This is a genomic window from Peribacillus sp. NPDC097224, from assembly GCF_044761985.1.
Lineage (GTDB): Bacteria > Bacillota > Bacilli > Bacillales > DSM-1321 > Peribacillus.
The window spans coordinates 39,360-64,944 of the sequence record NZ_JBIWDK010000006.1 but is presented as its reverse complement, the minus strand read 5'-3'; the positions used below and the strand labels follow the sequence as shown (position 1 = coordinate 64,944).

24 protein-coding genes are annotated in these 25,585 nt (G+C 37.4%); 21 read left to right on the top strand and 3 right to left on the bottom strand.

Annotated elements, in window-relative coordinates; translation table 11 throughout:
- Positions 1–79: 79 nt before the first annotated feature.
- From ACIQXR_RS12885 to ACIQXR_RS12830, 12 genes are all read left to right on the top strand, one after another.
- A complete protein-coding gene (locus tag ACIQXR_RS12885) occupies positions 80–2,131 on the top strand; it encodes a helix-turn-helix domain-containing protein (protein WP_403080119.1) in 2,052 nt (683 codons plus the stop codon).
- 172 nt (positions 2,132–2,303) lie between these two features.
- Positions 2,304–3,098, top strand: coding sequence for a CPBP family intramembrane glutamic endopeptidase (locus tag ACIQXR_RS12880; protein ID WP_403080117.1), 795 nt, complete (start codon positions 2,304–2,306; stop codon positions 3,096–3,098).
- A 353-nt stretch (positions 3,099–3,451) separates the two neighbouring features.
- Entirely contained in the window at positions 3,452–5,644 is a 2,193-nt protein-coding gene (locus ACIQXR_RS12875; protein WP_403080114.1) for an acetate--CoA ligase family protein, read from the top strand.
- Positions 5,645–5,650: 6 nt separating this feature from the next.
- Positions 5,651–6,109, top strand: a complete 459-nt coding sequence (locus ACIQXR_RS12870) for a MaoC family dehydratase N-terminal domain-containing protein (protein ID WP_403080112.1) — start codon at positions 5,651–5,653, stop codon at positions 6,107–6,109.
- Between the two features lie 71 nt (positions 6,110–6,180).
- Positions 6,181–6,597: a MaoC/PaaZ C-terminal domain-containing protein gene (locus ACIQXR_RS12865; protein WP_402872843.1), complete on the top strand. Its 417-nt coding sequence runs from the start codon at positions 6,181–6,183 to the stop codon at positions 6,595–6,597.
- A 35-nt stretch (positions 6,598–6,632) separates the two neighbouring features.
- Positions 6,633–7,796, top strand: a complete 1,164-nt coding sequence (locus ACIQXR_RS12860; RefSeq protein WP_402872846.1) for a thiolase C-terminal domain-containing protein — start codon at positions 6,633–6,635, stop codon at positions 7,794–7,796.
- A gap of 11 nt (positions 7,797–7,807) precedes the next feature.
- The gene (locus tag ACIQXR_RS12855) at positions 7,808–8,224 is read left to right on the top strand and encodes a Zn-ribbon domain-containing OB-fold protein (protein ID WP_402959526.1); all 417 of its coding nucleotides are present in this window, start codon (positions 7,808–7,810) and stop codon (positions 8,222–8,224) included.
- Positions 8,225–8,264: 40 nt separating this feature from the next.
- The gene (locus ACIQXR_RS12850; RefSeq protein WP_402959528.1) at positions 8,265–9,461 is read left to right on the top strand and encodes an acyl-CoA dehydrogenase family protein; all 1,197 of its coding nucleotides are present in this window, start codon (positions 8,265–8,267) and stop codon (positions 9,459–9,461) included.
- Between the two features lie 22 nt (positions 9,462–9,483).
- Positions 9,484–10,650: an acyl-CoA dehydrogenase family protein gene (locus ACIQXR_RS12845; RefSeq protein WP_403080110.1), complete on the top strand. Its 1,167-nt coding sequence runs from the start codon at positions 9,484–9,486 to the stop codon at positions 10,648–10,650.
- Between the two features lie 34 nt (positions 10,651–10,684).
- On the top strand, positions 10,685–12,160 hold the full coding sequence (locus ACIQXR_RS12840) for an aldehyde dehydrogenase family protein (RefSeq protein WP_403080108.1): 1,476 nt from the start codon (positions 10,685–10,687) through the stop codon (positions 12,158–12,160).
- A gap of 42 nt (positions 12,161–12,202) precedes the next feature.
- Complete coding sequence (locus tag ACIQXR_RS12835; RefSeq protein WP_403080106.1) at positions 12,203–12,538, top strand: MFS transporter; 336 nt, start codon at positions 12,203–12,205, stop codon at positions 12,536–12,538.
- Positions 12,539–12,652: 114 nt separating this feature from the next.
- The gene (locus ACIQXR_RS12830; protein WP_403080104.1) at positions 12,653–13,480 is read left to right on the top strand and encodes an MFS transporter; all 828 of its coding nucleotides are present in this window, start codon (positions 12,653–12,655) and stop codon (positions 13,478–13,480) included.
- A gap of 110 nt (positions 13,481–13,590) precedes the next feature.
- Here the strand turns inward: ACIQXR_RS12830 and ACIQXR_RS12825 are convergent, their stop codons facing one another.
- The gene (locus ACIQXR_RS12825) at positions 13,591–14,322 is read right to left on the bottom strand and encodes a hypothetical protein (RefSeq protein ID WP_403080103.1); all 732 of its coding nucleotides are present in this window, start codon (positions 14,320–14,322) and stop codon (positions 13,591–13,593) included.
- Positions 14,323–14,510: 188 nt separating this feature from the next.
- Here ACIQXR_RS12825 and ACIQXR_RS12820 point away from each other — a divergent pair, with 188 nt between their 5' ends.
- Both ACIQXR_RS12820 and ACIQXR_RS12815 read left to right on the top strand, forming a co-directional pair.
- Positions 14,511–15,395, top strand: coding sequence for a hypothetical protein (locus ACIQXR_RS12820; protein ID WP_402959534.1), 885 nt, complete (start codon positions 14,511–14,513; stop codon positions 15,393–15,395).
- A 269-nt stretch (positions 15,396–15,664) separates the two neighbouring features.
- Positions 15,665–17,686, top strand: coding sequence for a HelD family protein (locus tag ACIQXR_RS12815; protein ID WP_403080101.1), 2,022 nt, complete (start codon positions 15,665–15,667; stop codon positions 17,684–17,686).
- Here the strand turns inward: ACIQXR_RS12815 and ACIQXR_RS12810 are convergent.
- A complete protein-coding gene (locus ACIQXR_RS12810; protein ID WP_403080100.1) occupies positions 17,681–18,400 on the bottom strand; it encodes a MerR family transcriptional regulator in 720 nt (239 codons plus the stop codon). The two genes, ACIQXR_RS12815 and ACIQXR_RS12810, sit on opposite strands and share 6 nt — an antisense overlap.
- A gap of 282 nt (positions 18,401–18,682) precedes the next feature.
- Between ACIQXR_RS12810 and ACIQXR_RS12805 the strand changes: the two genes are divergently transcribed.
- From ACIQXR_RS12805 to ACIQXR_RS12780, 6 genes are all read left to right on the top strand, one after another.
- The gene (locus ACIQXR_RS12805; RefSeq protein WP_403080098.1) at positions 18,683–19,915 is read left to right on the top strand and encodes a Zn-dependent hydrolase; all 1,233 of its coding nucleotides are present in this window, start codon (positions 18,683–18,685) and stop codon (positions 19,913–19,915) included.
- A 264-nt stretch (positions 19,916–20,179) separates the two neighbouring features.
- Positions 20,180–20,500, top strand: a complete 321-nt coding sequence (locus ACIQXR_RS12800) for a DUF4176 domain-containing protein (RefSeq protein WP_403080096.1) — start codon at positions 20,180–20,182, stop codon at positions 20,498–20,500.
- Positions 20,487–21,125: a hypothetical protein gene (locus ACIQXR_RS12795; protein ID WP_403080094.1), complete on the top strand. Its 639-nt coding sequence runs from the start codon at positions 20,487–20,489 to the stop codon at positions 21,123–21,125. Before ACIQXR_RS12800 ends, ACIQXR_RS12795 begins: the two co-directional genes overlap by 14 nt.
- 21 nt (positions 21,126–21,146) lie before the next feature.
- A complete protein-coding gene (locus ACIQXR_RS12790; RefSeq protein ID WP_403080093.1) occupies positions 21,147–22,556 on the top strand; it encodes an alpha/beta fold hydrolase in 1,410 nt (469 codons plus the stop codon).
- Between the two features lie 121 nt (positions 22,557–22,677).
- Positions 22,678–23,736 carry a hypothetical protein gene (locus tag ACIQXR_RS12785; protein ID WP_403080091.1) on the top strand — a complete coding sequence of 353 codons (1,059 nt, stop codon included), beginning with the start codon at positions 22,678–22,680 and terminating at the stop codon, positions 23,734–23,736.
- A gap of 260 nt (positions 23,737–23,996) precedes the next feature.
- Positions 23,997–24,188 carry a hypothetical protein gene (locus ACIQXR_RS12780; protein ID WP_402872894.1) on the top strand — a complete coding sequence of 64 codons (192 nt, stop codon included), beginning with the start codon at positions 23,997–23,999 and terminating at the stop codon, positions 24,186–24,188.
- Between the two features lie 63 nt (positions 24,189–24,251).
- Here ACIQXR_RS12780 and ACIQXR_RS12775 read toward each other — a convergent pair whose 3' ends face one another.
- Positions 24,252–24,962 carry a class I SAM-dependent methyltransferase gene (locus ACIQXR_RS12775; RefSeq protein ID WP_403080089.1) on the bottom strand — a complete coding sequence of 237 codons (711 nt, stop codon included), beginning with the start codon at positions 24,960–24,962 and terminating at the stop codon, positions 24,252–24,254.
- Between the two features lie 156 nt (positions 24,963–25,118).
- Here ACIQXR_RS12775 and ACIQXR_RS12770 point away from each other — a divergent pair, with 156 nt between their 5' ends.
- Complete coding sequence (locus ACIQXR_RS12770; RefSeq protein WP_402872900.1) at positions 25,119–25,385, top strand: hypothetical protein; 267 nt, start codon at positions 25,119–25,121, stop codon at positions 25,383–25,385.
- Positions 25,386–25,585: the final 200 nt, after the last annotated feature.

Genomic DNA, 25,585 nt, shown 5'->3' with positions numbered 1-25,585 from the left:
GCTCCATGTTATACATCTCATTTTTATATATCTTAATAGTAAATCTTGAGCGGTTACGTATTTCAATGGGGAGGTATTCATGCAAAAAAATATAGATGGTAAGCAAAACGAAACAAAAAGACCAAATAGCCAGTCGAGTGGTAACATGCCAACTCTTCCCTGGTCAAACAAAATAAATAACTTTTTGGTGCTTTGCATCTATGAATCAAACAACCAATATAATGATTTTCATAAAATGTATCACATTCATAAGGCTAAAGGCCGGACAGGTTTTCAAACATTTAAAGAAGGGTTTAGTACATCTTTTGTTATTTGGGAAGAGGCATACAAAAAAAATGAAGAGTTGTTTTTTAAACTAAGGATTACAGCACGAAATGAAACCGTTTCACAGATAGCACAGAATGTTGTGTTTTACCTTATAAGCAGATATGAGAAGTTGTCTTCAAAAAGCGAGGCTGTTTTTAATGATAAACAATTAATTGAAGATTCCATTTATCAAATGGAAAACAAATTAAAAACAGATACCTTTTTGGCTAAGGAGACTGTTTGGGTCAATTTTTATAGTTGGTTTAGAAATCAGATAAAGGATTGGATCATTGAGGAAATTGCTGGTTTGTTAGGCACTAATCATTTGGCAAGACTGGATAATGATGAGCTGAATAAACTATTCTATCAACAACTTACGGATAAATTCGCTAAAGACACCGATTTTGTATTGAAATTAATAGATATCGTAAATGGCTATGTACAAGAATGGGTTAAATTAATCATCATTCATTTCAATCTGGAATCTTGTTCTGTAAAAAAAATAGAAGAGTTTCTTTGTATTAAGAAAGATGGTTTTCGAACACCTGATTTATTATTAACAAATATCAGGGATTTTTCTTCAAGCTTTACTATCCAAGACCACTTACTGGTAATGAATAGTGCACCGTACCAGTCTGTCAGAGACGCCATTTATAAAAAGAACTTTCAAAAAATCGGAAATGCCCCATGGCCATCCACACCTATTCTACGTGGAAACACAGAAGGATTTATACAAATTATCCCTATATTCAACCACTCTCTAAATATGGAACAGAGTATAGTCGACAAAGCATGGAACAGAGTACAATTATTGTCGGATGCGGATGTGGATGTATTCGATGCCCTTTGCAGCCTGTTTTTATCCAAGGCGAGAAACAATGAAGAAATTATAGAAATTCACCTGAGTGATTTACTATCCATAAGAGGCTTAAAACCTAAACTTGGTGGAGATGGGCGAAGAGGGGGATATGAAGCGAAACAACGAGAACAAGTTTTGAAATCGCTTACAAATATTCAGAGCATATGGATTAATATCCAAAAAGCAATCGTCTACGAAAAAGGTAAACCAGTTCATACAAGGTTGCAAGGACGGACATTTACTTTTATCGACCGTAAGGGGGAAGAATACTCCATTTCGGAGGAAACATGTAAGAAAAAGATTTCCTTTACAATTGATCGGGTTTTCGCGAAGTTCTTGAATGGATCTGGCAGGCAGGTTGCACTTCTTTCAATTAAAGCTTTGCAATATAACCCTTATAAACAACTGTGGGAGAAACGACTTACTAGATATTTAAGCTGGCGTTGGAGGACACAAGCGAGAAAAGGAACCTTTTTACAGCCAAATAAAACAAGTACGCTCTTGGAATCTATTGGGGAAGAGATAAATATTCGAACTCCATCGCGTACGAGAGAACGTTTTGAAAAGGCTTTGGATAAGTTACTTGATGATGGAGTAATTGCATCATGGCATTATGAAAAGTGGGACGAGTCTATTGCGGATTTTAAAGGATGGGCGAATATTTGGTTGAATTCCATGATTTTAATAGAACCTCCGGAGATTATTAAGGATCAATATCGCTCAATTGAGAAAAAAAAGCCTATTGATGATTCGGAACAAAAACATTCTAACCAAAAGAATGAACAAATTGGTAAGCAAATAAGAAACACTAGAAAAGTGCTCAATCTTACCCTATATCAATTGGCAGAAGAACTAGAAATTTCTGCCCCTTACATTAGTAATATTGAGAGGGGAATTAAAATCCCATCAAAAAAAATTCGCATGAAAATGCTAAAATGGTTGGAAAAACATGAAACGGTTCATTAAACATAGTGGTTAAAACGCCGAATTCCGCTCATTAAATTCCTTTGAGCCAAAGAGTCCAATACCTACACTACACTCTAATAAAAGGGAAGGAATTGGACTATAGCCCCCGAAGTAAGCAGGAGGGATTTGGCCCTAATGCAACTACTGTTTTCGGAGGGGTGAATGTTTCATATTGTCATATGTATTTAAACATATCGCTTCATTATTTATATTTGTATCCCTTATCATATCGTTACAACTAAACAATTATTTACTTATTGGTATATGGCTAATTACGTCTATTTTTATTTTTATAACTTTCGATAAATCCATGAAATCGTTTATTATCACAAGTATTCTATTTGGAGTTGGATTTTCCGCTTATTTATATGCAATTACTCATTGGACGGTACAGTTTGAAACAAAGGAATTACGTATACTTTTCAGTAGAGTATCATTAATTCTAATTTTGGTCCCCTTATTCATTTTATCTTTCTTTTCCAAGTCTCCATTTATAGCATATTTGAAAAAACCACAATGGAATGAACTGATTTACTTTCCATTTATATGGTCCGGTTTTCACCGAACGAGTGTTAAGTTTTTTCTATTCATAGCATTAATCGTTAATACTATTGTCTTTACACCTTTCATTATTCAAAATGGTTGGTTCGCCATCAAAGAAATGTGGCTACTCACCATCATATTTTCAATAACAAATGCTGTATTAGAAGAACTTATTTGGAGAAGTAATCTGCTGAATCGGTTCTCAGAACTATTAGGTGAAAAATGGGCGGTCGTACTAACAAGTTTGGGTTTTGGATTGCAACATTATTCACTTGGAATTCCATGGGTTACTTGCATTGCCTTTTCAATTGGAGGAATGTTTTATGGAGGGATTACTATCAAAGGCAGAAGTGTGATTCCTTCGATTCTTTGGCACTTTATTTTTAATATTCTTATGGTTTTAAGTGGTTTCCTATTGAACTAAGAAAAGGTACGAATTCAAGTATCACCAAGGAACAGTAGAAAAAATTTAATAGAGTTTATATAGGAAATCCTTAAACGGGGTTTCCTTTTTTATTTCAAACTAAAAAGTTAAGCGTTTATCTTGTTCAGATGTCGGGGCTATCCCCACGCATAGTCGGGGTTATATAGAACGTAATTTTTTTAGTGTCTCCTTGTATCCCTTGCTGCATCAAGGTTAAATGAAAGGTTTTACATGAATTAACCTCCTAATGTTTATATGAATTTAGCGATAGTTAATTTTCTTATCTTTTTTTCTCTACATGTAAGATGAAAACAGAGAAATGATTTATACATTACGAGGTTGGGGGAGAATGTATGACAAATGAAAATCAACTAGATCTTTCAAATCAATCGCTTGATCCTTTATTTAATCCTAGGTCTGTAGCCATACTAGGTGCATCTGCGAATAAATATAAGATTGGTAATCTACAAGTGAAGACACTTTTGGATGGGGAATTTATCGGAGAGATTTATCCAATCAATCGCAAAGCGAAGGAGATTGAAGGATTAAAATGTTACCCTTCCTTATTGGATGTACCAAACGATATTGACTTGGCCATATTTTGTTTAAATGCCGAACAAGTACAGCAAGGGTTAGAAGAATGTGCAAAAAAGAATGTTAAAGCGGCCATCATTTTTTCTGCGGGCTTTTCTGAAACTGGACAGGAAGGCATTGAAAAGCAGAAGGTGCTCACAGAGATTGCCAAAAAGAATGGTATTCGAATAGTCGGTCCCAACTGCGTTGGGTTAGTTAATTTGTCTAATGGATTAATCGGGACGTTTTCACCTGCGATATTATCAGTTCCGTTGGATGGTCAACAAGGTGTGGGGTATGTCTCGCAAAGTGGGGCATTTGGTGTATTAACATACATGGCTGCTGCACAGAATGAACTAAGTTTTAACTACTTTGTGAGTGTCGGAAATGAAATGGAAACCGAGTTTGCAGATATCGTAGAATATATGATCCATGATCCAAAAATAAGCGTAATAAGTGGTTACTTGGAAGGATCTAAAAATCCAGAAAAGCTAAGAATTTTGGCTAAAGACGCACTGGACAAAAATAAACCAATTATTGTCATGAAAACAGGCAGAAGTATAGCAGGAAGTAGAGCTGCTGCTTCTCACACTGGTTCACTCGCTGGTTCGGATCATGTTTATGATGCATTCTTTACGCAATCCGGTATTGTCAGAGCTGATGATTATGAAGATATCATCTCTTTTTCAAAGTTATTTCTTTCCAACAAGTTGCCTAAAGGAAGAAATACAGTAATCATCACAAGTTCTGGAGGAAGAGGCATTAATGAAGCAGACCGTTGTGAAGCAAATGGTCTTACCATCATTCCTCTAAGTGAAAAAACAAAGGAAAAAATCATGCTTAATATTCCTACTTATGCAAGCGCTTCCAATCCAGTTGATTTAACAGCTGCTGCCTCTGTATCCAATCCAGAATTATTTATCGCTCCATTAAGGGCTCTTATTGAAGATCCTGAAGTAGATAATATTATTTTCACTGAGTTTCCTAATTATTGGGATGCTGATCATCCTTTGTTAAAAGAGTTTATAGGTCTTTGTAAAGCTTCCGACAAATTCATATTCATTACCTCTTTCCCACTGGTAGGCATGTCCATTCCTCAAGGCACAGCAGAGCTTGTTAAAAATGGAATTCCTGTTGTACCGGGTAATTTAAATCCAATCAGAGGATTTGCTAAATTAGTCGAATACAGTGAATATTATCGAAAAAATAAGGAGTTACATGCATTTGAACAACTTGAAATTCCTAAGTTGATAGAGAAGCAAGATATAGAAAAACTATTGCCTGCTGGCAAGACACTGAGTGAATCAGAAGCAAGCGCTATATTGGATCATTATCAAATTCCAACTACAAAGAGATCTTTAGCTACAACAGCTGAAGAAGCATCAAATTTTGCAACAAAAATGGGGTACCCAGTCGTTTTAAAAGTGGATTCCCCTGATATTCCACATAAAACAGAAGCAGATGCCATTCGATTGAATGTGAAAGACGAACAAGAAGTCGTAAAAGCTTTCAATGAAATAACCCGTAATGCACTGAAGTATAAACCAGACGCTATAATCAATGGAATTTCCGTACAGGAAATGCTCCCCGAAGGTGTGGAAGTAATTATAGGGGTTAATAATGATCCGGTTTTTGGACCTGTTATCATGTTTGGTCTGGGAGGGATATTTGTAGAGGTCTTCAAAGATGTGTCACTTAGGGTTGCGCCAATTTCGAGAAAAGATGCTCATGAAATGATTGAAGAGATCAAGGGAAAAGCCATCCTTAAAGGAACGCGGGGAAAAGATCCGGTTCATATCGAATCCATTATTGATGTGTTACTAAAGGTTTCAGCCTTGGTCACTGATTATAAAGATTCCATCAAAGAGCTGGATATAAATCCTCTAATTGTTTATCGAGATGGAATTAAAGCAGCGGATGCGATGCTTGTTATCGGTAACGAATCTGAAGTGAAAACAACGATTAGGGGGTAGCAAACTATGGAGTTGGATTATTTAAAGGGTTTAACTGGAAATCAATTTGTATTTGAAGTCGAAAAAAGGCATATACGGCAATTTGCCGAAGCAATCGGTGATTTTAATCCTTTATATATCGATGAAGAGTATGCTGCAAAAACAATATATGGAGGCATTATTGCTCCTCCCACTTTCCCTATAGCAATAGGGCAAGATAGTGGAGAAAACTTGGATCTAAAGCTCGATCAAAGAAGAATGCTGCATGGTGAGCAGGAATTCATCTATGAACGCCCAATTCGTCCGGGGGATACACTATATTGCCAGATGAAGGTCTCTGATGTGTATGAACGTGAAGGAAAAAAAGGGCCTATGCAGTTCGTGGTTCTCGATACGGAAATCAAAGATGAAACGGGTAAATTGGTTGTGATAAGCCGTACGAATATTATCTATAGGCCCTTAAAAGCTAAATCATCTACAGTTTAAGTAGGGAATAATTGCTTATAAATAGTCGATTGGAGCAAAAGGAAGACTTCCAATGAGAGGAGTAAAGGGAAATGTTGAATTATGAAGGCTTACAAGAAGGACAAAGACTCAAGTCACTTACCAAGCCAAGTGTAACAAAAGTTCAATTAGTCAAATATGCAGGTGCTTCAGGGGACTTCAATCCGCTCCATACAGATGATGACTTTGCCAAAAAAGTAGGAATGCAAGGGGTGATTGCTCACGGAATGCTGGTCATGGGCTTTCTAGGGGAATATGTAATGAAATTGGCTGGCGATACCGCTATGCCAACGAACTTTAAAATGAGATTCGGTGCTATCACTGTACCCGGAGACCAAATTACCTGTTCAGCATTTGTGAAAAATGTGTATGAGAAAGAGGGAAAACGCTTTGTCAAACTGGATCTTATTGCAGAAAAAGAACCAGAGCATGTTGTAGGATCAGGGCAAGTCGTCTTGCAATTTCAATAGGGGGTTGCTTTAGAAATCAAAAGGGAGGCTTTTTTATGGGAAGTATAAAAGATCGCTACGCCATTGTCGGAGTTGGGGAGAGTGAACGATCCAAGAATTCTGGAACAACGCCCCTTCATTTGGCATTGGATGCAGCACGGGCAGCATTGAATGATGCTGGTCTTCAAGCGAAAGATATTGATGGTTTCATGAGTTATTCCGAACATGATTCTTGCACTTCACATCAGTTAGCCACGTATTTAGGCGTTCGTCCGAAATATGTAAACGATATTATGGGTGGAGGAAGCAGCACGGAGATGTTAATTGCTGATGCTGTTGGTCTAATTGAAACAGGTCAATTAAATACGGTATTAATCTACCGCTCTATGAATGGGAGATCTGGCGTCCGAATGGGCGGGGGCGGTTGGGATGTGAATCTGCTCCAATCGGCCATTGAAGGTGGGAGCTTTATCATTCCTTACGGAGCGGGTAGCCCATCACAGTGGTTCGGACTTTTTGCGACTCGCCATATGCATGAAACCGGGTTGACCCAGGAGCATCTTGGACATGTCTGCACGAGCTTTTATGAGCATGCCCAAAGAAATCCAAAAGCATATTTTTACGGGAAACCGTTAACGATGGAAGAATATAAAAATACACCATATTTGAGTTACCCATTCAATAAGCACGACTTCTGCATGGAATCAGATGAAGCAAATGCAATCATCGTCACTTCAGCAGAGCGAGCTGAAAATGGTAAATCTAAACCAGTCTACATCATGGGCTTATCTGCAAGGCAATGTGTGTCACATGCCCATTATTGGAACAATTTAGATGAAGTCGCTTCTGACTATGTTGCACCTGAAGTATATAAAATGGCAGGGGTTAAACCCGAAGATATTCAGGTTGCGTCCATTTATGACTGTTATAGCTGGGTGGTGCTACGTCAATTAGAGGCTTATGGATTCGCGCCACGAGGCGAAGTAGGGGATTTTGTAGCCGAAGGAAACTTACGGATGGGTGGGAAATTACCATCGAATACTGCTGGAGGAATGTTATCAGAAGGCTATACACATGGGATGAATAACGTATTGGAAATTGTTCGACAAGTCCGACATGAATATAAAGGGACAGATCGCCAGGTGGAAAATTGTGAAATAGGTATATGTACTGGCTGGGCTGGTCCTGATATCGCAGGAGCTATGATTCTTAGAAACTAGGAGGGAAAAAGATGGAATATCAAAAACCAATTCCGGTAAAAACCCAAGATAATACCCCATATTGGGATGGGGCAGATCGTCATGAACTGATTCTACAAAAGTGTAATAGCTGTCAGGAATATTCGCATCCTCCTGGACCAAGTTGTGCAAAATGCGGAAGTACGGAACTAAGTTGGGAAAGTCAAGGTAGTGACATAAACGGGAAAGTTTATTCGTATATCATTTCCTATCGTCCATTTCTGCCAGGATTCCAAGATGATTTACCACTCATCATTGCAATTGTCGAATTAGATAAATTGCCTGATGTCAAATTAATCGGGAATATTCAGCAGTGTCCTACCGATGATGTTCATATCGGAATGCAGGTCAAGATGACTTGGGAGAAAATGACGGAAGAACGTTCTTTGCCACAATGGATTCAAGTATAGATCATTCAATTTAGACTGGTAAAAAAGGGGGAAAGAAACAATGGACTTTTCGTTTTCAGCAAAGGAAGAAGAATTCCGACATGAATTAAGAATGTGGCTTGAACAAAATTTACCTGAAGGTTGGTTAGAAGGATCTAGCCAGGTTTCTAAGGATGAAGGTGAATATGCCGCTTTTTTAAGAGATTGGCAAAGGAAGTTATACGAAGGGGGCTGGGCGGGAATTGCTTGGCCGAAAAAGTATGGTGGCCGGGAAGCTACGTTGATGGAGGAAATTGTTTATCATCAGGAAATGGTTCGTGTTAAAGCACCTCCTTTGGTGAATTATGTTGGACTACATATGGTTGCACCAACACTTATGCAAATAGGTACGGAAGAACAAAAAACAAAGTATATTCAAAAAATCCTCACAGGTGAAGAAGTTTGGTGTCAAGGATACTCCGAGCCAAACGCTGGATCAGATTTATCAGCTATCCAAACGAGTGCAGTAAAAGATGGAGACCGATGGATCATTAATGGTCAAAAGGTATGGACAAGCTTTGGGCATCTAGCGGATCGCTGCTTTTTACTTGCTAGAACAAATCGTTTTGATAAGAAACATAAAGGGATTACAGTGTTCCTCTTGGACATGAAACAGCCAGGAGTGGAAACGCGACCTATCATTCAAATGGATGGGCAGCATGATTTTAATGAAGTGTATTTAAATGACGCGATTGCATATGATGCTGAAATTGTTGGAGAAGTGGATGAAGGATGGAAGGTTTCAATTGCGCTCCTTATGCATGAGAGAACGGGTATAGGAGCACAGGTTTTCACATTGGAACAGCAATTCAATGACCTCGTATCATTGACAAAAGAATGGAAAGTGGATGACAAGCCGTTAATGGCCGATCCACTTGTTAGAAAAACGATGATAGATTTATATACTCGTTCCCGTGGTTCTCTATTAAATTATTATCGGAATTTAACGAAAACAATAAAAAATGGTTATCCAGGAGCCGAGGGTTCCATGGATAAATTAATAGTAAGTGAACTCACAAAGGACTTACTTTCTGAATCAATATCCCTGCAAGGTCATCAGGGAGTTCTATGGAAAGAAGATGCCATTTCAGGTCAGTCATATTGGCAAGATAATTATCTCTATTCATTCGGCCAGACAATTGGTGGAGGGACGAGTGAAATACAAAAGAATACAATTGCTGAAAGAATTCTAGGCTTACCGAAGGATATGGGACGCTAAGTCTAAATAGGGGTGATGAAAAATGGATTTTTCTTTAAATCAAGAACAAGAGATGTTTCGGGGGTATGTCCGAAAGTATTTAGATGATGCAGGTCAAACAAAGGCAGCTCGTGATTTTATCAAGGGTGATACAGAATCATTACTAGCCCTGCAAAGAGGAATGGCCGAATTAGGCTGTACTAGTATTAATATATCAGAAGAATATGAAGGAATGGGATTAGGACCTTTGGATTTAATACCTGTTCTTGAAGAATCCGGTCGTTCATTAGTACCAGGACTTTATTTAGAAACGAGTGCATTGGCTGTTCCCTTATTAGAAAAGTTCGGTACGGAAGAACAAAAAGAAAACTATCTACCCAATATAGCGAATGGGACTCAATCATTTTCTCTTGCATGGTTAGAGAGGGGCGGAAGTTATGGTCCTTCTGGAATTAATCTATCTGGAAAAGTAGAAAATGACCAAGTGATATTAAATGGGGTAAAATCGCTTGTTCCAGATGCCGAGTTAGCCGATCATTTTATCGTAACGGTCCGCACAGATATAGGAAAAGGTACAGAAGGGATTTCGTTAGTTATTGTCAATCGTACCGATCCCAATCTGACTATTCAAAACCAAAAAAACATGGATGAGACGCGCAGCTTAGGAAAGCTTACATTTAGTAACGTTAAAATTCCAAGAAATCAAATCCTCGGAACTCTTCACAAAGGCTGGGATGTTCTCCAAGAGGGTTTACTTTCCTTCAATGCTTCACTTTCAGCTGTAATAGTGGGAGCTATGGAGAAAGTAGTGGAGATGGCTACCGAGTACGCAAAAATTCGTGAACAGTTTGGCCACCCCATTGGAAGATTCCAGGCGATCAAACACAGAATAGTAGATATGAAGACAGACTTGGAAATGGCAAGATCTTTGGCATATTATGCGAATTGGGCATTGGAAAGTCATGCATCCGATCGTGTTCAGGCCATTGCTTGCGCAAGAATCTTTGCTACGGATGCCTTTACCCGTATCTCCGCTGATAATATACAAATTCATGGAGGAATTGGTTTTACAGAAGAAATGGATTGCCAGCTATTTGTAAAACGGGCCCGATTCTATGAGAATTATTTAGGCCGTACAGATCAGTTTTATAAACAAGCCGCAACAGCATTAGGATGGTATGACGAAAGTGCGGTAATCATGCCTGTTTGAAATATATACTCATTTTGAAAGGCGGAGTTGAACTTTGAAAATAGCAAATGAAATTAGGGATTTTCAAAACATGATCAACGGGAAATTAATTCAATCTTCTTCCGGAAGACAAATAGAAAGTATCAATCCATCTACGGGAAAGGTATGGGCCACTATTCCTAACAGTACAGTCGAAGATGCCGAATCGGCAGTAAGGGCAGCAAGGCGTGCTTTTGAGGGCTGGTCTACCCTACCAGCTATGGAGCGGGCAAACTATTTGAGGAGAATTGGTGATCTGATTGTCCAACATGGTAAAGAACTTTCGGAGTTAGAGACTAGAGATAATGGGTGGGTCATTAGGGAAACGAGTTACGGACTCATTCCAAGTTTAGCAAGTTACTGGTACGATGCAGCAGGAGCGACAGCTGTAGGAAGCAAGGGAGATACCGTCCAGTTGGGTTCATCAAGTGTTGGATATACATTACGGGAACCTTATGGGGTGGTTGTAGGAATACTTCCATGGAACTCACCTCTTTTTACTTTTACCGTTAAAGCGGCCTATGCCCTTGCTGCAGGGAATACCGTCATAATCAAACCATCTGAACTGGCCTCTGTCGCATCATTAAGGTACGGTGAATTAATTAATGAGGTTCTTCCCCCTGGTACTCTGAATGTTGTTTCAGGGGATGGAGTGGAAGTAGGTAATACATTGGTCAGTCATCCTAACGTGAATAGAGTCAGCCTAACTGGATCCGGGGCAACGGCCAGGGCAATTGCCCAATCAACGGCTAAAAATCCAAAGCCTATGACGTTTGAACTTGGTGGAAAATCAGCAAACATCGTCTTTGAGGATGCCGATCTTGAAAAAGCTGCACAAGGTGTTACACTCAATGGGATTTTCACTGGGAATGCAGGCCAACTATGTGTAGGTGGTTCCAGGATCCTTATTCAAAGATCGATTATTGATGAGATGGTGACCAAAATGAAAGAAGTGATCATCGAGTATATCCAACTAGGAGATCCGATGCATCCTGAAAGCGCCATGGGGCCAATTGCTAATGCCATACAATATGAAAAAGTGTGCTCGTATATAGAATTAGGTAAAAAAGAAGGGAGAGAAATTATCATCGGCGGTCGCCACGGAGGAAAGGATCTATTGCCGGATATGCCACATTTAGCGGAAGGTTACTGGATTGAGCCTACATTAATCAGGGTGGATAGTAACACCCTTCGAATTTGTCAGGAGGAAATATTCGGTCCGGTGGCGACCGTCATCCCTTTTGATACGGAAGATGAAGCGATTGCTATGGCCAATGATACTGAATTCGGTTTAGGAGCAGGCGTTTGGACGACCAACTTGAACCGGGCACACCGAATGATTCGGAAATTGGAGTCAGGAAATGTCTGGGTCAATACATACCGGACAGTAGGTCCTGAGTTGCCTTTCGGTGGACAAAAAAGTAGTGGATACGGTGTGGATTCTATTATGGAATTCACTCGTGAGAAAACATGTTATATTGATATCGGTTAATCTTCGAAGGTAATTGAAGTGGTTGGAGAAAGGCGGTAATGTATGGAGCAAGGAGCTAAAGGCGTATTCTATGGTTGGTATGTTGTATTATGTGGGTTCTTTATAATGTTTGCCGCTTACTCTATAATAAATTCTTTACACAGCTTATTTATGGTTTCTGTTACTGAAGATTTAGGAATAAGTAGAACCACTTTTTCAATTGCTCTTTCCATAGCTGGTCTTGGCGTGGCAGTAGCTTCCCCCTTTATGGGAAAGCTACTGGCTAAGGGTAATATGAGATTGATCATGTCCATTTGTGTAGTGGTGGCGGGCTTGGGATTCATGTCATACTCATTAGCCAATTCAGCTCTATACTTTTGTATTGTTCTCCATCCGTAGTTTGTGATGATGGTAGTTAATACAGGACTAAGCACCGCAGCGCCTATTCCTGATCCTGCAAAAGCAAAACCCATGGCCTTTCCCTTTTTCTCATAAAACCAGTTCGTTACCATAATGGAAATGGGAATATTTGAAAAACCCGCGACACAGATACCTATCATAAAGCCAACAGCCTATGTTATAGCGGGAATACTTCTCATTGTCTTAACATTGCCGTTTGTTTTACTATTTGCCAAGAAAAGTCCTTCCGAAAAAGGCCTAGCCCCACTTGGTGCTGATAAAATGGAGTCAACTGAGAAAATAGAGACAGAGAAGAGCGGATTAATGATGGGCGAAGCCAAGAAGACAGCGATGTTTTGGATTTTTGTACTAGGAATCGTTTGTTTTGCATTGGTGGCAGGGGGTGTACAGATGCATATTCCCGCTTATTTAATAGATATTGGTCATCCCGCCCTCTTTGCCGGTACGATTTTTGGCCTGCTTTCCCTCGCAAACACAGTGGGAAAATTGATTTTAGGTGCTGTATTGGATAAGTTCGGTACTACTGGAGGAGCTATCTATGTAGGGATATGTATGACTATTGCCATGCTATCCCTTCTGTTGGCTAAAGGCCCTGCTTTCGCCTACTTATTTGCGATTGCTTTTGGATTCAGTGTCGTGATCTCGACATTAGGACCTCCATTCATGACAAACGATATTTTTGGTAACAAAGATTTCGGAGCAATTTTTGGAGTCGTACAAGTCTTCTTTGTGGCAGCAGGTTCCTTAGGGGTCATTGTTTCCGGTTTAATCTATGATCTCACTGAAAGCTACCGTGTTGCATGGATTTTCTTCCTTGGATTATTTATCTTCAGTATGATTTGCGTGCTAGTTGCTAACAGCATGAAAGGAAAAACAAAGGATAAATTTACAATGGAGTCAAATAAAGAAATCATATCATAAGAAGTAGTATGCCTTTTTCATCACTAAAAAAATGAATAGTCAGGTTTAGACACTGTTTATATAAACAGTGTCTAAACCTTTGAACAGGACCCATATTGGCAATACATAGGTTAAAACGTTTTTCGCCATTCGTCATCTTCTAATGCCACTCCATCAATGCTGACGTAATTCACGATGAGTTCACCTCGAACAAGAGCGCGGTCGGTTTTAATGGATTGAATAATACTGTTAAAATCATTTTCATCTGAATCTTGTTTTTTACGGTGAATTGTAAGAAGGATAGATGGTGCAACATCATACTCTTTATAACTTTTTGGATGATTCGGGTCAATATCTAATTCTCTTCCAATCTCCCTATCAAAAAGGACAACTAATTCACTAGAATCCCCTATTTTAGCCTGGATTTCTTCATAATTGTTACTATCAGTAATTTCTTTCATTTCCACTGATGACTTTACATCCCCAATTTTTTCTTCGATATAGGGCTTTATTTCTTTTTCTGAATCATCTCTCCATTTGTTGGAAATAAAGGAATCCTCCATTTTTCCAGTATGCACGTTAGAATACACAAGAAATTCTGTACCATACTTTTCCTCTCTAACTTTAGCGGCGTATTCAAACTCATCAAAGTTACCCATGTTATCGTATAACACGTCGTATACATACGTTTTTTCTTTAAAATTTTCCACTAGATATTGTTCCGCTTGCACCCGGACTTTCTTTTCTTCATCAGGATCACCCTTCATACCTTGTGTGAAGGAATACATCAGGATGACTACTCCGGCTAATATAAATAGAAAAATTACAAGTAAAATCAATAAAATCTTTTTTGTCTTACTCACGATATGCCCCCTATTATCCATTCTCTTATTTCCATTATATTCTAATGTTTGAGATATACAAAAAGATATCCAAATTTACTTATTTATCTCTTGGAAAAATACCATTTCCTTGTTGCTGAGAATCTCTACATTAGAGCAGTCTTTTGATACAATAGTTTAATCAGTTGTACATAAAGGAGTGTTAAGTCTTGGAAGCCTTCCAAAGGGATTTGAATCATAATCGTGACGAATATAGAAGGATTAAATGGGGAAAACATCGTGAACGGGTAACAGAATTATTTGATACCGTTTTTTCCAAACAAGCTTTTGTAAATAAAATAGGGATTATTGGAGCGGGCAATTGTGATGATCTGGATTTAAATCATCTATCAACAAAATGTAATTCGATTTATTTATTCGATATAGATAAAGAAAGCATGGTAAATGGAATCAAGAACTTTTCAGAAAGTACTCGCAATAAAATTCAGTTAGTTGCAATGGATGTGACCGGATTGGATAAAATAAATTTCGAACAAACACTGACTTCCATGTTGGAGCATGGTGAAAAGACTGAAGACATTATTCAATACGTATTGAATATGAAGGATAAGTTATCAGAAATCGTTCATAATGAATTCAATGATTATATTGGCCAATTTGACATATTCGCAACATCGGCCATTTATACTCAATTATTTTATAATTGGGCATTAGATACTCTTGAAAAGAATAAACACCACTATGAACAGTTGGATTTAGTAAGAATAAAAGATGGATTTTTGGATGTAAGAGATCAGGTTGTGCTTAATTTGCAGGATGTAGCCTTCAAGTGTTGTACTGGAAATGGGTTCTACATAACCTGGTCCGATATCTTGAAGATGGAACCAGAATACATTGAGACTACCAATCAAGGAATTAACGCCATTTTTTCATTAGCTTCCAATGTCGGGTATGGGGCCGCATTAATTGCCATCCAGCATTATATGAGTAAAGTGGATCGGCAAGATTTTTCCTTGCGCCATTGGTTATGGGATTTCGATGAAAATAAGCAATATTTATCAATCGGGCTATTGGGAAAAGTGAAACAAGTTTAAGGAACATCAGAGGACAATAAGGATATTAGCACAGACCTGCATCAAAAAAATCAAAATCCTACTTTCATATAAAGAGATCCTTTCTACTAGAAATCGAATAGAAGGGATCTCTTTATTTTTGAAAAACCTTACTAGTTATCTGCCACATCCAAAATAGGAAATATATTATTTGTAAGATTTTTCATAAACTTTTTAAACCCTCCATATACACACCAGCGAAGTTTGAATCGTTAAACTAGTGATTACTGGTAAAAAGGAGGACGATGATGATGGACTCACGAGAATTAACATATTTCGAACATACTATAGAAAAGCTAAAGGAAGCTTATGAACAAGTTTCAAAAGATATTACAAAACAAGACCACTCCTATAAAGAGTTACAAAAATATATGATTGATTACAAAAGTGAAATCGATAAATTTGAGATATATGATTATAGCCAAACGTTGAATATGATTGACCGACGGGGTTTTGCTCAAGTTACCGAACGAGAGCAACTACAGAAACTGATCGATTCCCCATACTTTGGTCGATTTAATTTTGTTTATGAAGGCGATGAACCAGATGAAGTGGAATCATTTTATATAGGCCGTTTTGGATTTAGTGATGAAGCCAGTAATAATCTCATCTATGATTGGCGTGCTCCGGTTTGTAATATGTACTATGAATTTGAAATAGGAAAAGCTTATTATGAGGCAAAAGAAAATCATTTTGACGGTGAAATTGTTTCGAAAAGGCAATTCAAAATCGAAAATTCCAAAATTGAGTATATGGTTGAAAGCTCATTAACAATTCAGGATGCTGTGTTACAAAAGACTTTAAGTGAGCATGCGAATGCTAAAATGAAAACGATCGTGACCTCAATTCAACGGGAACAAAATAAAATTGTCCGTAATGATTCTGCCTATAATGTCATCATACAAGGTGTCACGGGATCGGGGAAAACGGCAGTTGCTCTGCATCGTATTGCGTACCTTTTATACAAATTTCGAGATACACTACAAGCAAATCGAATTTTTATACTATCCCCTAACAAAGTTTTCGGTGATTATATATCTTCAGTCCTACCGGAACTTGGCGAGCAGCCAATCCGTTCCTTTACTATAGATGAGTTAACGGAACAGTTACTTCCTAACCACTTAACTTACGTATCGTTTGAACAAGAGGTAAAAGATATTTTAGCAGATCCCAAAAGTGACTATGCAATAAGAGCTTCGATCAAATCAACTTATGCTTTTGTAGAACAGTTAAATGCTTTTTTACAAAGATTGAACTCAACCTTATTTAAAAATGGTACCCTTTCGGTTGCTGATTATGAATTCACAACAGAATATTTGCAGAATCGTTTCAGCAAATATGCAAAAGAACCCGTACTTATTCGCTTAGAGATGATAGCTGATGATGTAATGAATGTTCTCAAGACGAAGCGCCAAGGTGAACTAAAACTACCCAGTAAAAACGAAATCGTAAAACGATTAAAAAAACGGCTACTTATTAACTCCGCAATCGATATTTATAAAGCATTTATGTCGGAATTCAGTGAAGAAACATTCTATTTCAAAAAGCGGCACTTTGAATTTACCGATGTATATCCCTATCTTTATTGTCAGCTTTACTTTGAGGGTATAAAGACATTTGATATGATACAGCATTTTGTCCTAGACGAGATGCAAGATTATACACCGATTCAATATGCACTACTCGAAAAAGTATTTGAGTGTAAACGTACGATTATTGGTGATTTTAGTCAGGCACTTCTACCATACGAAACAATTTCAAAAGAAGGTTTTGAGCAAATTTTTTCAAACCTAGAATATGTTGAACTAACGACTAGTTACAGGTCATCTTATGAAATCGCAATGTATGCGAAAAAATTCATGCGGAATTCGACAATTCATCCAATCGCTCGTCACGGAGAGGAACCAAAAGAAATCCCCTATAAAACATTGAATGAAATGATTTTGAGATTGCTTGGATCTATTAAAAATGATTTCAAATCTACAGCCATCATTTGTAAAACGGAATCAGAACTTGTTTTGTTAAAAGAACATGTAAACCATTTGCCGATTCACCTAGTAGATGCTCATACAGAAAAATTTGAAAAGGGGATTATTTTAACAACAATCCAATATGCAAAGGGACTTGAATTTGACTCGGTAATAGTGCCATTCGTAAATGGCACGAATTATCGGAATGAATTCGATCGTGGGTTACTCTATATTTCAACGACAAGAGCAATGCATGAACTAACCATTTTAAAAGACGAAGTAAATCCGTCTCCTTTATTATAAGTCCTCTAATAATGGGATGATTGACTTTACGTCTTTCATCGCATTTTTTAAATTTATCTCAAGTTCATCTGTAACATGTAAAAATTCATCAGCAAACTTTGGTGAATTTAAAAGGGATTGAATATCCCGTGCGGTTTGCACTTCTTCAATACCTTCTATTAAATGATGTATGGCTGCAATGGAAAAATGAGCAGTACGAAGCGTACGAATAATTAATAGTTTCTGAATATCACGCTCTGAATATTGACGTCGGTTTTGGGAATTTCGTTTTACCGTAAATAAGCCATTTCTTTCCCAATTCCTAAGGGTCTCTTCCGTTAATTGCAGATTAATTGCTACTTCTCTATGAGTGTATGTCTCAGTATGAACTACTACCTTCGTTAAAATCTTTTCAACTATTTGGACAGCACGACAAGTATAAGAATACTCCGCTTCTAAAAATTGCAGATATTTATTTGCTTCTATTAATGCCTCGCTAAACAGCTCACTACCACTTAATCGGACAATTCGGGTAGCTTGTTTGCGCAGGTTATTTTGAATGAATTCTTGTCGAAAAGCATAGCGAGCGATTTGCATTTGAATTAGATGGATGTTTGAATATCTCCTGTATGTATTTGCTTCTCTGGGAACTGAAGAAATAAACCCCCAATCCTCATAAAGCCTTACAGTGTTAGGGTGAACTTTCACTTTTTTTGCTACTTCATTTGTTCGCATTAAATCACTCCTTCCTTTAGCTTTTCCATTATAGTTAACTTTTAAAAATACAACAACATTTCATATCCCTTAGTAAAAAACAATTGTTGGTAGTGTTTTTTGTTGTTTTAGATAGTAGTAATTGAAAATAGATAAAAGGTATAAAAAACGGTCCAAAGAATTAACTTTTTGTCTAATGAATGTAACAGTCTATGCAAGTATAATAAAAAGAATAATCCGAAAATTAAGTTTTATAGAAAGTCATCATGTTTTTTAGTAAGTATTCGAAGGGAGTAGTGCTCTATGAAAAAGCAAAAACTACTGATAAATGGTAAGAGGTTAAGTGACTCACTTGAAAAATTTGCAGATTTCGGACGTACTGAAAATAATGGAGTCACCCGCCTTTCGTTGACTGAAGAAGACCGTTTAGTCAGAGATTACTTTTGCTCTTGTTGTGAAGAATTAGGAATGTCGATTAAAGTTGATGATATGGGTAATATTTACGCTACATTAGAAGGTTTGGAGAATAAACCGCCAATCGTCATGGGTTCACATATGGATACCGTGAAAAAAGGTGGGCGCTTTGATGGAATCCTAGGGGTGGCTGCTGGGTTGGAAGTGGTTCGTACCTTAGTAGATAATGATATCAAACCAAATGTTCCAATCACGATCGTCAATTTTACAAATGAAGAAGGAGCTAGATTCGAGCCTTCGATGATGGCCTCCGGGGTCCTTTCGGGGAAATTTGAAAAAACTACGATGATACAAAAAAACGATAGTGATGGAATTACTTTCGAAGATGCCCTGAACTCGATTGGGTATGCAGGAGACATTGAGTCCCGCCTAAAAGAGGCCACAGCCTTTTTAGAATTACATATTGAGCAAGGACCTATCCTTGAAAGAGAAGCTTTGAAGATTGGTGTAGTGGAATGTGTTCTTGGAATGGTCTGCTACGAAATAGAAGTGACTGGCGAATCAGACCATGCTGGAACCACTCCTATGAATATGAGAAAAGATGCCTTCTTTACGACAAATAGTCTTGTCACAGAAGCCATTCAAAAGTTAAATCTTCTTGATGAAGATTTAGTTTTTACCATAGGGCGGGTAAATGTGCATCCTAATATTCATACAGTCATTCCGAATAAAGTAGTTTTTACATTAGAAGCGAGACATAAGGATCAACAGGTTATTGAGCGTGTAGAAGAAATTATAAAAGGGCTAATACAGTCAGGCTCAAATGATGGGTGTGAAGTCACTGCCACAAAGCTATGGGGACGCGATACGGTTTGGTTTGATGAGTCACTTTGCGATTTATTAGAGCAATCTACTAATTCATTGGGGTATTCCTACAAAAGAATGGTAAGTGGAGCTGGGCATGATGCACAATTCATCGCAAGCTATATCCCTACCGCGATGGTTTTCGTTCCAAGTGTCAACGGAAAAAGCCACTGCGAAAACGAGCTGACATCTTGGGAAGATTGTGAAAAAGGTGTGAATGTCATCTTAGAAACAGTCCTTGCGATACAAGCTAAATAGGCAGATTGAAAAAACACTACTAATATATTACGTGGTTTCCTAAAAGGGCAGATTTCATATGAAATCATGCCTTTTTTTATTGCAACTTACCATGTTAGTGAAATGTATTTCTAAAGATAATGGAGCCTTCCGGATTTAGCTAAATGAAGGGTCGGAATTCTATAATAGGAAAAAAATGGTTTTAAAATAGAGAGGATGGGTAATTAAAAAAAACAAATATATTTAGGGTGTTCAATGGCAAGAGGATGCGAAGGAGAGATGGAATTGTTCTTTTCTAAGGAGTTTTTACCAATAGGGAGTGTAGTTGGAGTCCAAGGTGATTCAAGGCGTTTGTTAATCATCGGTCGTCTGGTGTTTTCTGAAAATCATAATGTGGTTAAAGATTATACAGCTATTGAATATCCAAATGGTTATATCCATTCGAAAGAAAAATTCATTCTTTTTAACAAGGATGATATAGACGTTTTGTATCATTATGGGTATGTGGATGAAATGGAAGTAAAAGTTGATCAATTACTTAAAGAGGCGGAAACAAAGGGAGGCGATTCGAAAATTGAGGGAGGCCAAATAAGTGGGGGTATTTAAATTTAATAAAGACTTGCCTGATATGATTTCTGGAAGCGTCCGAAAATTAGAAGATACGATATTAGCCGTTTATAAACCCATCGTTTTTTTTAGTAAGGAACTTGAGAATCATAGCGGTGAAGCTGTTACAGCGCTTAAGACAAAATTGAGTAATCATATCGAATTTTTTAACAAAGCTAGCGTTGGTTTACTGTATTTTGCTGATACTGTTATGAACTTTGTATCAATGATTTTGAGTACGGATGAATCAGGTTCAGTAGAGACTGTACCTCAGAACAACCGTGCAGTGCAGCAATACGAGTTTTCTTATGAAAATATGAGTAACGAAATTAAACTAAATGCCTACACATTAAAAACAGCAAAAAAAGAATTTTCTTCTAACTTAGCTAGCTTAAACGAGTTGTTAAAAGACTTTGAAAAATTATTGAATGATGTACTTTTTCATACGGAGTTTCCTTGGGGGGATGTTGCCGATGTGTGGGAGGAAGGAAAGGTGCAAATTACTTTCCTTTTATCCACGTTTTTAAAAAGTGTCGAAGAACTTAGCGCTGACGCGGATGGAATTATTAAAGAGCTTGAACGAGTAGATAATCTCATTGCTCATAACCTAGGGAAGTGTGAATAACCAGGAAAGGATAAAGAACCTATGTATAAAGAGCCAGAAGTAACGAGTTTGATCAATTTACACACTAGCCGCGCAAATGCTACGGTATTATTAGCAAATTCCAAACTTGTAAGAAATGCATATGCAAAGATTTGGGGTTTTATTGATTCAGGCAGTATAACGGAATTGGCTGGTACTATGATTATGTTTGACTTCTCTGATTTGAAAGCTGAAGTGGACCAATACATAAGTGATTTAGACGAGTTAAGGTTGAAGTCGGAGAACAAAAAACTTCAGTTAAAAGGCGATCAGATTGAAGAAGAACTATTAAAACTTACGAATATTATTTCTCAATGTCAGGAAATTTCACTTTATTATAATATGCTCAAAAGTGAAATATCTGAAATTGAATTAGATTTCGAAAATGCTGTCCGCCGCTATTATCGTTCGCCGATGCGACAGGGATTAAATGATATTTCAATCATTTATAATTCCATGAAAAATATTAAAGGACCTATGGGGGACTTTGAAGAAGTATCAGTTTATATTCATGGAATCGAATCAAACGGGAACGAGTTTTTGGAAAGTGCTAAAAAGGCTTCTGTTGAGGGTGACGTAATCGTTCATGTGAAACGTAACGGAAAGAAAGAATATTATGTTGTGAAAATGAATGAATATGGCGAAAAGGAAGTGCTTGCACTAGACGATTTTCAATCCTTACAAAAGGAAGATGCCTTTAAATATCCTGAAGGACGTATTCATTTAGTTTATGATACAGAACAGTCAAATGAACATAGACAGGAAACCAGTGATGATTTAACTAGATTGCTCTCAGAAATGGGGCTTATAAACAAAACGACAAAACTTAATTTGTTTGGTCATAGTTATGGAGGCAGAAGATCTATGCAATTTGCAATGGATTATCCAGACTATGTACAGAGCATTACTACTATCGGCACACCTTATGACAAAAACAAACTAGCTAAAATGGGAAACAGTTTACCTTATGTTGCTGAAAAAATAGGGCAAGACCCACGGCAATTTACAGATTTTTTGGATTTCAATCCAGAAAATAAAAGGGAGGATAATGGAATTCTCCATAGCAATGTCTATACCGATCTATCTAAGGAAGAAATGAAAGAGGACTTACAAAATCTCAAATCTGCAAATCCTGAAGTATATACTAAACTTGAAAAGATGAATATAATAGCTTCTGCCGGTTATCGAATGGAGACGGTATATTATGAGGGTGGGTCTATGGAAGTTAAAACAGAAAGCGACGATGTAGTCTCATTGGAAAGTCAAAATGCAAACAATCTTGAATCATTGATTGATGAAAGACCGCAATATGAGGTAGAGGGTGTTAGCACAATAAAGAATCCAGGTCATGGTAATGAAATTAAAGATGAAGAATTCATTGAACTCATAAGACAAGTTAATACAGACAAATAATTAGGAGCTAAAATCTATGAAAAAGTGTTTCTTTAACGGAATCGTACTTTTAATCATTATTTTTCTCATTGGATGCGGACCGGATCTTTCAACAACAAAAAAACAAGAGGAAGTGAAGGACTTGCTTTATATAAAGGGATTCCCTGAAACGGATAATGAGTCACTTTCTCGATTTATGATCAATTTTTTCGCTCCGAATTATGGTAATCCTCTTTTTATGGAAGACGGCGTTAGCGTAAATGCCATAAGAAAAGGGTCTGAAGAGTTCTCCCCCATTCAATACTTTTCGTATGGTAAGGTATTCCGTGACTTTTACAAGCCCTTGTTAGGTTTAGAGGATGTTTCATCAACATTGAACTCATTACAAAATAAAAATATAAAGCAGGAGGTTTTTCTACCAGTAAAACCACTGCATGAATATAATCTCCCTTTAGTTGAATTGGAAAAAAAGAATAGATTACGAATTAAGACCATGGAAGGTGAGAAAACACTCAATTTGCCTGGCATTTTAAATCGATATAGTTTGACGGAGACCGATTGGCTCAGTTTTAATATAAGGGGATTAAGTAAGGAATCAATGGCAATTGAAATACAACAATTAAATAAAAAAGAAAGTGGGTCAATTTTTCTTTTCGTAAAAAGTGATTTTTCAACGGTAACCGCCAGTAAACTGGTACCAGATGAACTTCAAAACGTCGTTGATTCTGAAGAATTGAAAAACTTTGAAGATTTATTCGTTAAGACTGATCCATCAGGGGAATTCTTTAACATCCTGCATTCCGAAACGATATGGAATAAAAAGGAACATACTGTTTTTAGGATTCATGAAAAAGATGTTCTTCTTAGTGATGATGGGAAGTTTGTCTATTTAAATGGAACGAAAGAAAGCTTTAAAGATGGGATACAAAGGATACAGACTATAGAAAATTATAAAAAAGGAAATGAGAAATACGAAAAAGTATTTAAAATAGATTTTATGGATATAGCAAAAGAGCTTAATCTAAAAGCGGATAGTGTCAACTTTGCCCATATTAATTTTTTTTACGATGACTTAATCGTATTAAGTGTTGATTACGAAGCAAAAGTAGTTGGAACAGCAGGTTTTACGAATGTATTAATTGATCTTAACGAAGATAGCGATAATTCTAAGGCTTATCTGGTGGATTTGGGGGTCCAATAACACCTTAAAGTTGATATATCAATACCCATGTCAAACTTCGATAAGGTAAACTATATAGGCAATTATTTGGCTAACCGACATCGGTTGGCCTTTTATTAGTTGCGATGAAATCCTGTAAATCATAAGGACACCAAGATGCCTTTTTTAGTGGACTTTGCATGTTTCATTTTTTCTCAATATTCCGTATACTTATATTATTAGGAGTTACAGAGAGAACGTAATGTATCTCAAAATGAAGGTGCATGAGCGGGGGGATTAACATGAAATTTTCCATGATATTGGTCTTTATCATCATGATTGCTGCCTTATTTGGTACCATGGCTTTGGGTGGAAAAAGCGATGAAAATTATTCAGGCGCTGTTAGAGGCAATTTAACCAGGCTAACTTGGATATATGCCGTCCTAGGGATTGTCTTAGCTCTAGGAGTGGGGATTTATATAGTCACTGTATAAAACTAAGGGAGCGTTTCTTCTAACCGAGAAACGCTCCTCTTAGTTTAAGTTGGTATATCCATGCTATTTGTTCATCCTAAATACACGGTAGCCTAAACTATTTCCATAAGTGAGGGTTAGACGATAATGTTCTTCCAGTATTCGGCTGTAGGCTTCATTAGAAGGCAGAGGCTTGACATGTTCCGCTTGAGCATTCTCTAATTCTTCTATAACCGTATTGGATTTTAGAATTTCCAGGTGTGAAAATCCTTCTTTTTCAAAAGCACTTATCCATTCAGATTGTGTCAAGATGGTTTTAAGCTGATAAAAATTCATGATTTCCTCTTTATGTTCACCAGGCAAAATACATTCCGCTGTCATATCTATAGAGATTAACGTGCCTCCAGGTTTAAGGACACGGTAGTATTCCCGAATGGATTTTTGAATGGTAGTGAATGATGTAGATGATTCAGCTATGATAAAATCAAAAAAATCTTTGGGGAAGGGCATTTTTTCAATGGAGCCCATAAATACATTCACCGGTAATTGAACTTGTTGTAATCTTTTGGTTGTCTTATTTACCATTTCCGTATGATTATCCATTGCATAAACCTGACAACCATAAGTTTCGGCTAGATATTGTGAAGTCTGGCCAAGTCCACATCCAGCCTCGAGGATCTTATCATTTTTATGAATGTCTTCATTTTTTAGAATACTTTTGGTTAGTTCAAAACCGCCTGGATGGGCCCCTTCCAATTCATAAAAGACCAAGGCATCTTGGTAAGAGTGTTTCATTCCTGTTGTCTCCTTTTTCCATGTGATTGATTCATAGTATGTCACGGAAGTTAAAGCGGATATGATAATTGCTTTTCATAGTGGGTGTTTATCTATGCAAGCTAGTCCCCTTCTGCATACCATGTAGAATCGAATATAAGGGAAGTGTTTATTAAATTGGGATATAACAATCAAAACTATTTTCATAAGTGCAGCCAAGGAATTGGGAGACCGGTAGAAATCCGTACAAATAGAGGAACAATCCATAGGGGCATTATTCATAGGGTAACACCCAACAAAGTCTATATTCGCCCATTTAATAATGGAGGTAACCTTGGTGGATTTGGCTATGGTGGATATTATGGGGGATTCGGTTGGGGAGCGGCTTCTGGGTTCGCTTTTGGAGCAATCACCTCATTAATCTTCCTTGCATTCCTTTGGTAATAGAAAAAGATTCTTTAAAAACCTGTAAGGCAATGGCCACAGGTTTTTTTCTATCTTTGTATTCCCAAGCAGAAAGGTACAATTAAATATTAAGGTACTAACAATAAGTATAATCACTCTAAACAATAGAATCCCCTTAATAAAAATTGTAAATGATCTATTATTAGGGGGATCATTTCATTCGAGAAGATATTCTTTTA

What these genes read in the sequence shown, in the direction of transcription:
- ACIQXR_RS12885 (WP_403080119.1), top strand. Translation starts at nt 80, where the DNA reads ATGCAAAAAAATATAGATGGTAAGCAAAACGAAACAAAAAGACCAAAT.
- ACIQXR_RS12875 (WP_403080114.1), top strand. Translation starts at nt 3,452, where the DNA reads ATGACAAATGAAAATCAACTAGATCTTTCAAATCAATCGCTTGATCCT.
- ACIQXR_RS12870 (WP_403080112.1), top strand. Translation starts at nt 5,651, where the DNA reads ATGGAGTTGGATTATTTAAAGGGTTTAACTGGAAATCAATTTGTATTT.
- ACIQXR_RS12865 (WP_402872843.1), top strand. Translation starts at nt 6,181, where the DNA reads ATGTTGAATTATGAAGGCTTACAAGAAGGACAAAGACTCAAGTCACTT.
- ACIQXR_RS12860 (WP_402872846.1), top strand. Translation starts at nt 6,633, where the DNA reads ATGGGAAGTATAAAAGATCGCTACGCCATTGTCGGAGTTGGGGAGAGT.
- ACIQXR_RS12855 (WP_402959526.1), top strand. Translation starts at nt 7,808, where the DNA reads ATGGAATATCAAAAACCAATTCCGGTAAAAACCCAAGATAATACCCCA.
- ACIQXR_RS12850 (WP_402959528.1), top strand. Translation starts at nt 8,265, where the DNA reads ATGGACTTTTCGTTTTCAGCAAAGGAAGAAGAATTCCGACATGAATTA.
- ACIQXR_RS12845 (WP_403080110.1), top strand. Translation starts at nt 9,484, where the DNA reads ATGGATTTTTCTTTAAATCAAGAACAAGAGATGTTTCGGGGGTATGTC.
- ACIQXR_RS12835 (WP_403080106.1), top strand. Translation starts at nt 12,203, where the DNA reads ATGGAGCAAGGAGCTAAAGGCGTATTCTATGGTTGGTATGTTGTATTA.
- ACIQXR_RS12830 (WP_403080104.1), top strand. Translation starts at nt 12,653, where the DNA reads ATGGAAATGGGAATATTTGAAAAACCCGCGACACAGATACCTATCATA.
- ACIQXR_RS12815 (WP_403080101.1), top strand. Translation starts at nt 15,665, where the DNA reads ATGGACTCACGAGAATTAACATATTTCGAACATACTATAGAAAAGCTA.
- ACIQXR_RS12810 (WP_403080100.1), bottom strand. Translation starts at nt 18,400, where the DNA reads ATGCGAACAAATGAAGTAGCAAAAAAAGTGAAAGTTCACCCTAACACT.
- ACIQXR_RS12805 (WP_403080098.1), top strand. Translation starts at nt 18,683, where the DNA reads ATGAAAAAGCAAAAACTACTGATAAATGGTAAGAGGTTAAGTGACTCA.
- ACIQXR_RS12790 (WP_403080093.1), top strand. Translation starts at nt 21,147, where the DNA reads ATGTATAAAGAGCCAGAAGTAACGAGTTTGATCAATTTACACACTAGC.
- ACIQXR_RS12780 (WP_402872894.1), top strand. Translation starts at nt 23,997, where the DNA reads ATGAAATTTTCCATGATATTGGTCTTTATCATCATGATTGCTGCCTTA.
- ACIQXR_RS12775 (WP_403080089.1), bottom strand. Translation starts at nt 24,962, where the DNA reads ATGAAACACTCTTACCAAGATGCCTTGGTCTTTTATGAATTGGAAGGG.